The organism is Pseudomonas sp. LB-090624 (assembly GCF_003205205.1).
In the GTDB taxonomy this organism is placed as follows: domain Bacteria; phylum Pseudomonadota; class Gammaproteobacteria; order Pseudomonadales; family Pseudomonadaceae; genus Aquipseudomonas.
In genome coordinates this window covers 41079-54540 of sequence record NZ_QJRL01000024.1, presented here as the reverse complement: position 1 = coordinate 54540, position 13462 = coordinate 41079, and the positions used below count along the sequence as shown (strand labels likewise).

The 13462-nt window shown below is 63.2% G+C and carries 14 protein-coding genes; 2 read left to right on the top strand and 12 right to left on the bottom strand.

All coding sequences use genetic code 11. The annotated features are described in order from the left end of the window. Nucleotide 1: 1 nt before the first annotated feature. The 11 genes from lipB to DMX11_RS19665 all read right to left on the bottom strand — a co-directional run bounded on the left by lipB (nt 2) and on the right by DMX11_RS19665 (nt 10327). Nucleotides 2–649: a lipoyl(octanoyl) transferase LipB gene (gene lipB / locus DMX11_RS19715; RefSeq protein ID WP_110746031.1), complete on the bottom strand. Its 648-nt coding sequence runs from the start codon at nt 647–649 to the stop codon at nt 2–4. Beyond that, nucleotides 649–924 carry a DUF493 domain-containing protein gene (locus DMX11_RS19710; RefSeq protein ID WP_110746030.1) on the bottom strand — a complete coding sequence of 92 codons (276 nt, stop codon included), beginning with the start codon at nt 922–924 and terminating at the stop codon, nt 649–651. Before DMX11_RS19710 ends, lipB begins: the two co-directional genes overlap by 1 nt. Nucleotides 925–997: 73 nt before the next feature. Then, complete coding sequence (locus tag DMX11_RS19705; protein ID WP_110746029.1) at nt 998–2158, bottom strand: D-alanyl-D-alanine carboxypeptidase family protein; 1161 nt, start codon at nt 2156–2158, stop codon at nt 998–1000. Nucleotides 2159–2376: 218 nt separating this feature from the next. Beyond that, complete coding sequence (locus tag DMX11_RS19700; RefSeq protein ID WP_110746028.1) at nt 2377–3378, bottom strand: septal ring lytic transglycosylase RlpA family protein; 1002 nt, start codon at nt 3376–3378, stop codon at nt 2377–2379. Continuing rightward, nucleotides 3378–4388, bottom strand: coding sequence for a lytic murein transglycosylase B (gene mltB / locus DMX11_RS19695; protein WP_110746053.1), 1011 nt, complete (start codon nt 4386–4388; stop codon nt 3378–3380). Before mltB ends, DMX11_RS19700 begins: the two co-directional genes overlap by 1 nt. A 17-nt stretch (nt 4389–4405) precedes the next feature. Next, nucleotides 4406–5509: a rod shape-determining protein RodA gene (gene rodA, locus DMX11_RS19690; protein ID WP_042139378.1), complete on the bottom strand. Its 1104-nt coding sequence runs from the start codon at nt 5507–5509 to the stop codon at nt 4406–4408. Between the two features lie 38 nt (nt 5510–5547). Beyond that, nucleotides 5548–7437 carry a penicillin-binding protein 2 gene (gene mrdA, locus DMX11_RS19685; protein ID WP_110746027.1) on the bottom strand — a complete coding sequence of 630 codons (1890 nt, stop codon included), beginning with the start codon at nt 7435–7437 and terminating at the stop codon, nt 5548–5550. Between the two features lie 16 nt (nt 7438–7453). Continuing rightward, nucleotides 7454–7921, bottom strand: a complete 468-nt coding sequence (gene rlmH, locus DMX11_RS19680) for a 23S rRNA (pseudouridine(1915)-N(3))-methyltransferase RlmH (RefSeq protein ID WP_003249722.1) — start codon at nt 7919–7921, stop codon at nt 7454–7456. Nucleotides 7922–7931: 10 nt separating this feature from the next. Further along, nucleotides 7932–8351, bottom strand: a complete 420-nt coding sequence (gene rsfS / locus DMX11_RS19675; RefSeq protein ID WP_003249719.1) for a ribosome silencing factor — start codon at nt 8349–8351, stop codon at nt 7932–7934. A 43-nt stretch (nt 8352–8394) separates the two neighbouring features. Next, nucleotides 8395–9054: a nicotinate-nucleotide adenylyltransferase gene (nadD, locus tag DMX11_RS19670; RefSeq protein ID WP_110746026.1), complete on the bottom strand. Its 660-nt coding sequence runs from the start codon at nt 9052–9054 to the stop codon at nt 8395–8397. Nucleotide 9055: 1 nt separating this feature from the next. Continuing rightward, a complete protein-coding gene (locus DMX11_RS19665) occupies nt 9056–10327 on the bottom strand; it encodes a glutamate-5-semialdehyde dehydrogenase (RefSeq protein ID WP_110746025.1) in 1272 nt (423 codons plus the stop codon). Nucleotides 10328–10816: 489 nt separating this feature from the next. Between DMX11_RS19665 and DMX11_RS19660 the strand changes: the two genes are divergently transcribed. Beyond that, on the top strand, nt 10817–11485 hold the full coding sequence (locus tag DMX11_RS19660) for a DNA-3-methyladenine glycosylase (protein ID WP_110746024.1): 669 nt from the start codon (nt 10817–10819) through the stop codon (nt 11483–11485). A gap of 2 nt (nt 11486–11487) precedes the next feature. Then, nucleotides 11488–12804 (top strand): bifunctional DedA family/phosphatase PAP2 family protein, encoded by a 1317-nt coding sequence (locus tag DMX11_RS19655; protein ID WP_110746023.1) that lies wholly within the window; start codon nt 11488–11490, stop codon nt 12802–12804. A 65-nt stretch (nt 12805–12869) separates the two neighbouring features. On the opposite strand, the gene DMX11_RS19650 is transcribed toward DMX11_RS19655, so the two are convergent. Continuing rightward, entirely contained in the window at nt 12870–13460 is a 591-nt protein-coding gene (locus tag DMX11_RS19650; protein ID WP_110746022.1) for an LON peptidase substrate-binding domain-containing protein, read from the bottom strand. Nucleotides 13461–13462 lie beyond the last annotated feature (2 nt).

Below are 13462 nucleotides of genomic sequence, written 5' to 3'. Positions count from 1 at the left end.
TTCAGTCGATTCCGCCCGTGAGGGTCGTCTGCTCAGCGTAGTCGAGGTGCTTGACCAGCTGTCCGCGCAGCCTTGTCCTGACCTCGTCGAGTTCGATCGGGCCTGCCAGGTCACGCAGCTGGGTCATCGCCAGCCCCGCATAACCGCAGGGGTTGATTCGGCGGAATGGCGCAAGGTCCATGTCCACGTTCAGGGCAAGGCCGTGGAACGAACGGCCATTGCGAATTCGCAGGCCGAGGGAGGCGATTTTCGCTCCATCGACATAGACGCCAGGGGCGTCGGGCTTGGCAGAAGCCTGCACGGCGTAGCTGCTGAGCAGATCAACGAGGCTCTGCTCGATACGGCTGACCAGCTCGCGCACGCCAAAGCCCAGACGGCGTACATCCAGCAGCAGGTAGGCCACCAGCTGCCCGGGGCCATGGTAGGTCACCTGGCCGCCGCGGTCGGTCTGCACCACCGGGATGTCGCCCGGCACCAGCAGGTGCTCGGCCTTGCCGGCCTGGCCCTGGGTGAAGACTGCGGGGTGCTCGACCAGCCAGACTTCATCCTGGCTGTCCGGGCTGCGCTGCTCGGTAAAGCGACGCATGGCCTCCAGCACCGGTTCGTACGGCTGTAGGCCAAGCTCGCGAAAACCGAGGCAGGCGGACATCAAAGCACCATTTTCACGATGCCGGTAGCACGCAGGGCGCTATTGATATCGTGCAGCTGGTTCTCGCTTTCGGCAACGATGTGCAATTGCACCGTGGTGTACTTGCCTTCCTTGCTCTGGCGTTCGGCCAGGGTGGAAATGTCGACCTTGGCGTGCTTGCTGAGGATCTCGATCACCGTGTCCTTGAAGCCGACAACGGTATCGCCGATTACCTTGATCGGGTAATCGGCGCAGGGGAATTCGATCTTGTGCGACTTTACGTCTGGTTCGCTCATGGCGGAAACGGCCTCGTAAGCCGTGGCAACAACAAGGCCCCCGCCGGATCTGCGGGGGCTTGCAGGTCACGTATCAGTTGAACAAGCCATAGAAGAATAGACGGATGCTATCCCATATACGGCGGAAGAAACCACCTTCCTCGACACCATCGAGGGCGATCAGGTCGGCGCTGTGAACCACTTGCTCGTCCAGTTTGACTTCCACTTTACCGATCACGTCACCTTTGGCGATTGGTGCAGTAATTTGCGGGTTCATGGTCATCGAAGCCTGCAGACGCTTCAATTGGCCTTTAGGCATAGTCATGGTCAGGTCGTCGGCCAGGCCCGCCTTGACGACACTGGAGGCGCCTTTCCAGACCGGTGCCTGGGTCAGCTCGGTGCCCTTCTGGTAGAAGGTCTGGGTTTCGAAGAAGCGGAAGCCATAGGTCAGCAGCTTCTGGGTCTCGGCAGCGCGCGACTGCTCGCTGTTGGTGCCGAACACCACGGCGATCAGGCGCTGGCCGTCGCGCACAGCCGAAGCCACCATGCAGTAGCCGGCTTCTTCGGTGTGACCGGTTTTCAGGCCGTCGACCGTCTTGTCACGCCACAGCAGCAGGTTGCGGTTAGGCTGCTTGATGTTGTTCCAGAAGAACTCTTTCTGCGAGTAGATGGCGTAGTGGGCCGGGTCGACGTTGATGATCGCACGGGCCAGGATCGCCATGTCGTGGGCAGACGAGTAGTGCTCCGGGTTCGGCAGGCCGGTCGGGTTCATGAAGTGGCTATTGCTCATGCCCAAGTCGGCAGCCGTCTTGTTCATCATGTCGGCGAAGGCATCTTCGCTGCCGGCGATGTGCTCGGACAGGGCGACCGAGGCATCGTTGCCGGACTGGATGATGATGCCGTGCAGCAGGTCGCTGACCGTTACCTGGCTGCCCACCTTGATGAACATGCGCGAACCGCCGGTACGCCAGGCGTTTTCACTGACGGTAACCGGGTCATTCTCGCCGATCTGGCCGCGACGGATGTCCAGGGTAGCGATGTAGGCAGTCATCAGCTTGGTCAGGCTGGCTGGCGGCAGGCGCTCGTCACCGTTGTTCTCGACCAGCACGTTGCCGCTGGACGCGTCCATGAGTACGTAGGACTTGGCTGCCAGTTGCGGTGGTGCAGGTGTCATCTGCTCAGCCGCGAAGGCGGCAGGCGTGATCATCAGCAGTACGGGCAGGCAAAGTCGTTTGGCAAGGTTGGTGATGTTCATCCGTCTCTCGAAAATCGCTAATGGTCTGATGTTCCCTGGGCAAGATCATGTGCCCAGCGCCAGTCAGTCTAGTTTTATGGCCGAGGGCCTGGCCCAGCAAAGTGCGGCGTTATGTCACTGCGGGCAAAAGCCGACATTGTACATGCCTGCGCCCGGCAATTCATGACAAAACCGACAGTTTGGTGCCGCCTTCTCCGCGGGCAAGCCCGCCCCCACAGTCAGTCAGCTGTGACCAGCTTGGCCTGCCCCAAGTTCGCCAGGCGAATGCTGTCTTGAGCCTGTTGTATCTCGCCTTGGCTGCCGATCGGCCCCAGGCGCACCCGATGCAGGGTCTGCTGGTTGCGCACGATAGAGCTGATGAACACCGGCGCGCTGACCATGGTGCTGAGCTTGGACCGCAGCAACTCGGCGGCGTCCGGGTTGGCGAAGGCCCCCACCTGCAGGAAGCTGCCGCCGTTGCCGCCAGGTACGTTGTTGCCACCCACCTGCACCGGCACCACAGGCGCCGCATGCTGCTGTGGCGGTGGGGTCCATTGCTCGACACGACCGGTAGTGGCCGGGATCGCCTGGGTCTGCGCCACTTGCGGCTCTTTCAGCACCATCGGCGGGGTCTGGCCACGCTGGGCCCACCACTGCTGCGGGTCGATGCCCTCGACGCGTACGTGCGCGGTACCGATCTCGGCATAACCGAGCTTTTTTGCCGCGGCGTAGGACAAATCGATGATGCGGTCGGAATAGAAGGGGCCACGGTCGTTGACCCGCAGGATGACGCTGCGGTTATTGGCGAGGTTGGTCACCTTGACGTAGGCCGGCAGAGGCAGGGTCTTGTGAGCCGCGCTCATGCCATACAGGTCGTACAGTTCGCCATTGGCGGTGTTCTGCCCGTGGAACTTGGTGCCGTACCACGACGCGGTGCCCTCGGCGCGGTAGTTGCGCGAGTCCTGCATCGGGTAATAGGTCTTGCCCAACACCGTATACGGGTTGGCCTTGTAGTTGCCGGTGTGCACGGTCGGCGTGGCGTCGGGGATCTTGTTCACATCCACGTCCCACCACGGTGCGCCGTCCTTGTGCGCCCGGTTGATATCCAGGCCCGGCTGGCTACGCACGACGTTGCCGCTGCTTTGCTGGGTCGGGCGATTGGAGGAGCAGCTAGCCAGCACCACGCCGACGGCGAGGCAGGTCAGCAGCTTGAAAGAGTTGCCAGAGATGATTGCGCGCATTACTTGACGCCCCGTACTTGAACCAGCTGTTCCGCAAGCTGATGCACCGCCATGGCATACATCACGCTGCGGTTGTAGCGAGTGATCGCGTAGAAGTTCTTCAGCCCCATCCAGTACTCGGGGCCACTATCGCCTTCAAGGCGGAAGGCTGTAACCGGCAGATCATCGCGCAGCGAATCATGAACCGACCAGCCAAGCGTGCGCAACTCCCCGACCGTCTTGACCGGTTCGATGCCAGTGGTCAAGCCCTCGTCGGCCCGCGCACCCTCGACCCAGGCGCGGCTGACCACGCCCTCCCCGGCCACCCAGCCGTGGCGCTTGAAGTAGCTGGCGACGCTGCCGATGGCATCGTCCGGGTTGTTCCAGATATTGATGTGGCCGTCGCCGTCGAAGTCCACCGCGTAGTTGCGGAAGCTGCTTGGCATGAACTGCGGCAGGCCCATGGCCCCTGCATAGGAACCCTTGAGTGTCAGCGGATCGAGCTGCTCGTCACGCGCCAGCAACAAGAACTCGCGCAGTTCCTTGCGGAAGAATTCGGCCCGTGGCGGGTAGTCGAAGCCCAGGGTCGACAGCGCATCGATCACCCGGTAGTTACCGGTGTTGCGGCCAAAGAAGGTTTCGACGCCAATGATGGCGACGATGTACTGCGCCGGTACGCCGTATTGCTGCTCGGCACGGGCCAGCACAGCCTCGTGCTGGCGCCAGAAGTCCACGCCGCGGGCGATGCGCGCGTCGGTAATGAACATCGGCCGGTAGTCCTTCCACGGCTTGACCCGTTCGGCCGGACGCGAAATGGCATCGAGGATCGACTGCTTGCGCTGTACCTCACTGAACACACCCATCAGTTGCTCAGGGGCAAAACCGTAATCGCGGCTCATTTCGCCAACGAACGCGGCCACCTGTGGCGAGCCCTGGTAATCGCCGGCATGGGCCAGCTGTACAGCGCCGAACAGGCCCACCGCGCCGATCCACGGCACACAACGGGCAGCCCAGTTACGCACTGCTTGCATGAAATTGTTCACCTTATTCAAACCTGCGCGATCCATTTGCGGTGCGTGTGGATCGACATCAGCACGCCAAACGCTGACAGCAGCGTCACCAACGATGTTCCGCCATAGCTGATAAAGGGCAGCGGCACGCCCACCACGGGCAGAAGGCCGCTGACCATTCCGATATTGACGAACACGTATACAAAGAAGGTCATGGTCAGGCTGCCTGCCAACAGCTTGCCAAACAGGGTCTGCGCCTGGGCGGTGATCATCAGGCCACGGCCGATGAGCAGCAGGTAGACAATCAGCAGCAGGCAGATACCGACCAGGCCGAATTCCTCGCCGAGCACGGCAATGATGAAGTCGGTATGGCTTTCCGGAAGGAAGTCCAGGTGCGACTGGGTGCCGAGCAGCCAGCCCTTGCCGAACACCCCGCCCGAGCCGATCGCCGCCTTGGACTGAATGATGTTCCAGCCGGTGCCCAACGGGTCGCTTTCCGGGTCGAGAAAGGTCAATACCCGCTGTTTCTGGTAGTCGTGCATGACGAAGAACCACATCGCCACCGCCACCGGCACCGTCGCCGCCAGCACGCTGAGGATCCAGCGCCAGCGTAGCCCGCCCATGAACAGCACGAAGGCGCCGGAGGCGAGGATCAGCAGCGCCGTTCCCAGGTCGGGCTGGCGCACGATCAGGATGAACGGCACACCGATCAGCACCAGACTGATCGCCACATGTTTCAAGTGCGGCGGCAATGTCCGCTTGGACAAGTACCAGGCAATGGTCGCGGGCATGATGATCTTCATGAATTCCGACGGCTGGAAGCGGATCACCCCGGGGATGTTGATCCAGCGCGTGGCACCCATGGCGTTATGGCCCATCACGTCCACCACCACCAGCAACAGCACCCCGGTCAGGTAGGCCAAGGGCACCCAGCGGGCCATGAATCGCGGCTCCAGCTGGGCGATGACGAACATCGACACCAGCCCGATACCGAACGACGTGGCCTGTTTGAGCAGCAGGTCCCAGTTCTTGCCACTGGCCGAATACAGCACGAACAGGCTGCCGGCTGCGAGGGTCAGCAGGATGATCAGCAAGGGGCCGTCGACATGGATGCGCTGCAGAAAGCTGGCGCGCCGACGCATCACATCCTCGCTGGAGAGCATGCGATCGAAATTGTTCATCACAGGGACGATTCCTGGGTAACGGTGGCTGGCGCGAACTCGGGCTTGAGCCGGCCGTTTTCGTCGAGCAGCCAGGCGTCCATGATCTGGCGGACCACGGGCGCCGCGACACCGGAGCCGGACTCACCGTTCTCGACCATCACCGAGACCACGATCTTCGGGTCATCGGCTGGGGCAAAGGCGACGAACAGTGCGTGGTCGCGGTGACGCTCCTGGAGCTTGTTGCGGTCATACTTCTCGCCCTGCTTGATCGCCACCACCTGGGCGGTACCGCTCTTGCCGGCAATGCGGTACTGGGCACCGGCAGCAGCCTTGCGCGCGGTACCACGGGCGTTGTGCATCACCTGCTCCATGCCATGGGTAACCTTGGCCCAGTCTGACTTGTCACGCAGCACGATGTTTTCCATCGGGTTCTCGTCCACCGGCGGCAGGCCCTCGATGGTCTTGGCCAGATGCGGGCGGTTCCACACGCCTTTGTTGGCGATCAGTGCAGTCGCTTGGGCGAGTTGCAGCGGGGTGGCTTGCATGTAGCCCTGGCCGATACCGAGAATCAGGGTTTCGCCAGGGAACCAGGCCTGGCGACGAGTGGCGCGCTTCCATTCGCGCGACGGCATCAACCCGGAGGATTCCTCGAACATGTCGAGGGAAACCCGCTGGCCAATGCCGAATTTGTTCATGTAGCTGGACAGCCGATCGATGCCCATCTTGTGTGCAAGATCGTAGAAGTAGGTGTCGTTGGAACGCATGATCGCGGTGTCCAGGTCGACCCAGCCATCGCCCGAGCGGTTCCAGTTACGGTACTTGTGATCGTAGTTGGGCAATTGGTAGTAGCCTGGGTCGAACACCCGGCTGCCGGCATTCACTACGCCACTGTCGAGCCCCGCGATAGCCACGGCCGGCTTGATGGTCGAACCGGGCGGGTACAGGCCGCGCAATACGCGGTTGAACAGCGGCCGGTCGATCGAGTCGCGCAGCTCGGCATAGGCCTTGAAGCTGATGCCGGTGACGAACAGGTTGGGATCGAAGCTTGGCTGGCTGACCATCGCCAGCACCTCACCGGTACGCGGGTCGAGCGCCACCACCGCGCCACGCCGGCCACCCAGAGCGGCTTCGGCGGCCTCCTGCAGCTTGATGTCCAGGCTCAGCACAATGTCCTTGCCCGGCTTGGGGTCGGTGCGCTTGAGCACCCGCAGCACCCTGCCACGGGCGTTGGTCTCGACTTCCTCGTAACCCACCTGGCCATGCAAGGCGTCCTCGTAGAAGCGCTCGATGCCGGTCTTGCCAATGTGGTGGGTGCCGCTGTAGTTGACCGGATCAAGGGTTTTGAGCTCTTTCTCGTTGATCCGCCCCACATAACCCACCGAATGCGCGAAATGCGCACCCTGCGGGTAATGCCGCACCAACTGGGCCACCACTTCCACGCCTGGCAGGCGGAACTGGTTAACCGCGACGCGGGCGATCTGCTCTTCGTTGAGCTCGAACAGGATCGGCACCGGCTCGAACGGCCGGCGCCCCTGGCGCATACGCTTCTCGAACAACGCCCGGTCGTCGTCGGTCAGTTCCAGCACTTCGACGATGGTATCCAGCACTTCCTGCCAATTACCGGCACGTTCGCGGGTCATCGACAGACTAAAGCTGGGCCGGTTGTCGGCCACGATCACACCATTACGGTCGAAGATCAGCCCGCGTGTCGGCGGAATCGGCTGCACATGCACCCGGTTGTTTTCCGACAGCGTCGAGTGGTAGTCGTACTGGATGATCTGCAAGTAGTACAGCCGCGCAATCAACACGCAGATGAGCAACATGATCGCCACTGCGCCGACCACGACGCGGTTGCGCACCAGGCGGGCGTCTTTCTCGTGGTCCTTGAGACGGATCGGCTGCGACATCGGACTGCTTACAGGCTCATTTGTGGTAAGGGTGCCCGGACAACACGGTCCAGGCGCGGTAGATCTGCTCGCCGATGAGTATCCTTACCAACGGGTGCGGCAGGGTCAGCGGCGACAGCGACCAACGTTGCTCGGCGCGCGCGCAAACCTCCGGCGCCAGGCCTTCCGGGCCCCCCACCATCAAATTTACCGTGCGCGCATCGAGCCGCCAGCGGTCCAGCTCGGTGGCCAGCTGCTCGGTACTCCACGGCTTGCCATGGACCTCGAGGGTAACGATGCGTTCCCCGGGCTGCACCTTGCTCAGCATGGCTTCGCCCTCCTGACGGATCAGGCGGGCGACATCGGCATTCTTGCCACGGGTGTTCAGCGGGATTTCCACCAGCTCCAGCGACAGCTCGGCAGGGAGGCGCTTGGCATATTCATGCCAGCCTTCCTCGACCCACTTCGGCATGCGCGAGCCGACCGCGATCAGGCGCAGACGCACAGCGCTTTCCTTATTCGCGGTCTTTGAGCTTGTCGGAGTACTCGTGGGCATGGTCCGGGCTGTGGTGCTTGCCATCGGCGGCACGGCTTTGCTCGGCACCCTGCCACAGGCGCTCCAGGTCGTAGAACTGACGGGCGGCGGCGGTCATCATGTGCACGATGACGTCGTTCAGGTCCAGCAGTACCCAGTCGCTGTCACCCTTGCCTTCTTCGCCCAGTGGCTGGGCGCCCTTGGCCTTGACGGCTTCGCGAACCTTTTCGGCCATCGCGTTGATCTGGCGGTTGGAGGTACCCGTGGCAATGATCATGTAGTCGGTCAGGCTGTGCTTGTCGCGCACGTCGATGACCTGGATGTCCTGGGCCTTGACGTCTTCCAGCGCTGCCTTGGTCACTGCGACCAGTTCTTCGCCGTAAATTTTCTGCTTGGTCATATAAAACTCGTTCAACTCGTTGGATGAGGCGCCAGAGGCACCGTCAGTTAGGCGCACGATACAGTTCGTGCGCCTCGATGTAGGCCAGTACGGCGTCCGGCACCAGGAACCTCACCGATTTGCCGCTGGCCAGCAGCTGTCGGATCTGTGTAGCCGACACCGCAAGCGGTGTCTGCCAGACGAACGAAATATTTCCCGCCGGGCCGGACATGGCGGTGGGATCGCTCTCCGAGCGCGCAGCCAGCAGGTTGCGCAGCTCGTCAGGGGGTTCTACGTCGGCATCCGGGCGTTGCAGCACCAGGATGTGACAATGTTGCAGCAGTTCTTCCCAGCGATGCCAGGCAGGCAGGCCACAGAAGGCATCCCAGCCAAGCACCAGGAACAGCTGGTCGTGGCCGGCCAGTTCGGCGCGGATCGACTCCAGCGTATCGATGGTGTACGACGGCTTGTCCCGCTCCAGCTCGCGGGCATCGACGCTCAGGCAGTCGACGCCCTGCACTGCTTGGCGAACCATGGCCAGGCGATCCAGCGCGGCGACTTGCGGGGTATCGCGGTGCGGCGGCCGGGCGTTGGGCAACAGGCGCAGCTCGTCCAGCCCCATGAACTCGGCCACTTCCAGCGCGCTGCGCAGGTGGCCGATGTGCACGGGGTCGAAGGTGCCGCCTAGAATGCCGATGCGCCGGACTACCTGGGCCTTGCTCAACTCAGCAGGACCCCTGGCCGCGCAGCTGGCCGTCGCCGATCACCACGTACTTCTCGCAGGTCAGGCCTTCCAGGCCGACCGGGCCGCGAGCATGCAGCTTGTCGGTGGAAATACCGATTTCCGCGCCGAGACCGTACTCGAAGCCATCGGCAAAGCAGGTCGGGGTGTTCAGCATGACCGAGGCCGAATCGACTTCGGCCATGAATTGGCGGGCCTCACCCTGATGTTCGCTGATGATCGAATCAGTGTGGTGCGAGCCGTAATGGTTGATGTGCTCGATCGCCTGGTCCAGGCCGTCGACGACGCGAATCGACAGGATCGCGTCGAGGTACTCGGTGTGCCAGTCGTCTTCGGTGGCGGGCTTGGCGTCGATGAACGCACGGGTGCGCTCACAGCCACGCAGCTCCACGCCTTTTTCCTGGAAGCGGCGGGCCATTTCCGGCAGGAAGCGCTCGGCAACCTGCTGGTCGACCAGCAGCGTTTCCATCGCGCCGCAGATGCCGTACCGGTAAGTCTTCGCGTTGAAGGCCACGTTCCAGGCCTTGTCCAGGTCAGCATGCTGGCTGACGTAAACGTGGCAGATACCGTCCAGATGCTTGATAACCGGTACGCGGGCGTCGCGGCTGATGCGCTCGATCAGGCCACGGCCACCGCGCGGCACGATGACATCGACGAACTCGGGCATGCTGATCAGCGCGCCCACGGCTTCGCGGTCGGTGGTCTCGACCACTTGCACCACGGCCGCCGGCAAGCCGGCCTCGGCCAGGCCACGCTGGATGCAGGTGGCAATCGCGCGATTGGAGTGGATGGCTTCGGAGCCGCCACGCAGAATGGTCGCGTTACCCGACTTCAGGCACAGGCTGGCGGCATCGATGGTCACATTCGGACGCGATTCGTAGATGATCCCGATCACCCCCAGGGGTGTACGCATCTTGCCGACCTGGATACCCGATGGGCGGTAGCTCATGTCGCGGATGGCGCCGACCGGATCCGGCAGGCTGGCCACCTGGCGCAGGCCGGTGATCATACCGTCGATACGGGCTGGGGTCAGCGCCAGGCGGTCGAGCAGCGCCGGCTCCAGGCCATTGGCGCGGCCAGCGGCCAGGTCCAGTTCGTTGGCGGCAGTGAGCTCGGCTCGTGCCGCGTCCAGCGCATCGGCGGCGGCTTGCAGGGCGCGGTTCTTTTGCGCGGTGCTGGCACGGCCGATCACCCGGGAGGCCTCACGGGCAGCGCGACCCAGGCGGGTCATGTAGTCAAGAACGGACTCAGTCATGGGTTCGGTGTCTTGGCGAAGGGGAAATCGGCTGATTATAACTGCCGCGCAGGTGTACGCCCAGCGGCGGGTGGCGGATGGTAGAAAATGGGGGTTCGCCTGGAGGTGTTTGGCGCCTGTGAGAGCGAGCGCCGCCCACGCGGCGCATCGCGAGCTACGCTCGCTCCTACGTTTGTTTCGGGCCAGTAACGCCTGTGACAGACGCGCGCGCCCCCTTGTTCATGCGACGCGATAGCAAGCCATGCCCCAAGGCGTTCGCGCGCAAATTCCCCAGGAATAATTGGCCCGAAACAAACGTAGGAGCGAGCGCAGCTCGCGATGCGCCGCGCGGGCGGCGCTCGATCTCACAGACACCCAACACCCCAAGGCGAACACCTCCAGCCCCCTACCAATGAAACATATGGATACCAATCAATACCCCTGCAGGTTCAGCCTCCATTAAGCCATTCATTGCTATCATCCCCGCCTCCCCAGCCACGAACTGCCCGCATGCCAGCCCTGCCCGACAGCTTTTTCGACCGTGACGCCCAGACCCTGGCCAAGGCCCTGCTGGGCAAGGTCATCCGCCATCGCCAAGGCAACCTGTGGCTGGCCGCGCGCATCATCGAAACCGAGGCTTACTACCTGACCGACAAAGGCAGCCACGCCTCGCTCGGCTACACCGAAAAGCGCAAGGCACTGTTCCTCGACGGTGGGCACATCTACATGTACTACGCCCGTGGCGGCGATTCGCTGAACTTCAGCGCCCACGGCCCTGGCAACGCGGTGCTGATCAAATCGGCCTACCCTTGGCAGGACGCCCTCTCGGGGCCCGACAGCCTGGCGCAGATGCAACTGAACAACCCCGATGCCAGCGGCAGGCTACGCCCGGATGAGCGCCTGTGTGCCGGGCAGACCCTGCTGTGCCGCGCTCTGGGCCTGAAAGTGCCGCACTGGGACGCCCAGCGCTTCGACACCGGGCGCCTGTACGTGGAGGACTGCGGCAATGCCGTGCCGAAGGTGATCCAGGCCGCCCGCCTGGGCATCCCGCACGGGCGCGACGAACACTTGCCCTACCGCTTCGTCGATGCCGAATACGCCCGTTTCTGCACGCGGAACCCATTACGGCGCGGCCAAGTCGAAGGCCGCGATTTCTTCATTCTCGAACAAGGAAGCTAAACATGGGCGAATGGCTCGACAGCCTGACCGGCTGGCTCAGCGCCAACCCGCAGTGGCTTGGCGTGGCAATTTTCCTGGTGGCCTGCATTGAATGCCTGGCCATCGCCGGCATCATCGTGCCGGGCACCGTGTTGCTGTTCGCCGTTGCGGTGCTGGCCGGCAGCGGCGCCTTCAGCCTGGGCGAAACACTGCTGCTGGGCTTTCTCGGCGGGCTGCTGGGCGATGCCCTGTCGTATACCGTGGGCAAGCACTTCCACCAGAATATTCGGCGCTTGCCCTTGCTCCGCCACCACCCGGAATGGATCGGCAGCGCCGAAACGTACTTCCAGCGCTACGGTATCGCCAGCCTGCTGGTAGGCCGCTTCATCGGCCCGCTACGGCCCATGCTGCCGATGGTCGCCGGCATGTTCGACATGCCGCTGCCGCGCTTCATTGCCGTCAGCCTGGTGGCCGGCGCCGGCTGGTCGGTGGCTTACCTGCTGCCTGGCTGGGCGACTGGCGCGGCCATGCGTCTACCGTTGCCTGAGGGCTTCTGGCTGGACGCCGGCATTATCGCCGGCACCCTGGCGGTGGTGATCGGCCTGAGCCTGAACAGCAGCATCCGCGACCAGCGCCACGGCACCCGCCTGGTCGCGGGGTTGAGTTTCCTCGCCCTGGCTGGGATTTTCCTCGGTTGGCCCTACCTGCACGAATTCGACCAAGGCGTGATGACGCTGGTACAGGAGCACCGCAGCCAGGCCATTGACGGCACTGTGGTGCTGGTCACTCGCCTGGGCGACTTCAAGACCCAGTTCTTCCTCGGTGGCTTGCTGACAGGCTTGCTGCTGCTTGCCCGGCAGTGGCGCCATGCGCTGTTCGCCGGGGGCGCCTTGATGGGTACAGCGCTCGCGAATGGCAGCCTTAAATGGCTGTTCGCCCGCGCCAGGCCCGAAGTACTGACCGACCCGCTGACCAGCTACAGCATGCCCAGCGGCCACAGCTCGGCGTCTTTTGCCTTTTTCCTGGTGATGGCGGTGCTGGCCGGGCGCGGTCAGCCGCCACGCATGCGCCTGACCTGGGTAATGCTGGGCTGCATTCCGGCGCTGGCGATCGCCCTGTCACGGGTATACCTGGGGGCGCACTGGCCAACCGACATTCTCGCCGGGGCCTTGCTGGCGTGCTGCGTGTGCGCGCTCAGCCTGACCTTGGTGCAGCAACAGCAGACGCTACCGGCCTTGCCGCAACGGGTGTGGTGGCTGGTGCTGCCGGCGTGTGTGGCGTTGCTGGCGTTCTTTGCCATGCATGCGTTGCCGCAGGCCTTGCTTAGATACCAATATTGATGCCGCCTGCATTGGCCTTTTCGCAGCACACGCTGCGGGGAGGCCGGCGCAGCCCCTGAAAAACGTCAGGCGAACAGCTCACCCTGAATCCGCTCCAGCAACTTCTGGATTTCCTCCAGCCGCTCTTGCGGCGAGTCAATGCTCAGCAAGTCCAGCTTGTCTTCTTCCATGAACGGCAACAGGTACGCCAGCTGGTTGGCCAGCGCCTGGCGCCCGTCCACCTGGCGCGGCATGTCCAGGGCTTCAACCATCGGATGCTCGCCCAGGGCCACCAGCAGCGCCAGCAGGTCGTCATCCGCCTCGAGCAACGGGCTGTCCGCCTGCTCGAGCAGCCATTGCACCTGCCCTACCAGCAATTGGTCCTTCTGCACCTCGGTGCTGTCCAGGTTGAAGCGCCGCACACCTTCAACGCGTATACCCAGCAGTCCGTTGTCCTGCTGCACGAAGTCGCGGATCACCGCTTCACAACCTATCGAGGCGACCACAGGCGGCGCCTTGCCAACCTGTTCGCCTTCAAGGATGCACACCACCCCGAAACCTTCGCCCTGCTTCATGCAGCGCCCGATCATGTCCAGGTAGCGCGCCTCGAAAATCTGCAAATCGAGGAAGCAGCCCGGAAACAGCACGGTATTGAGCGGAAACAGCGGTAGCGTCATCA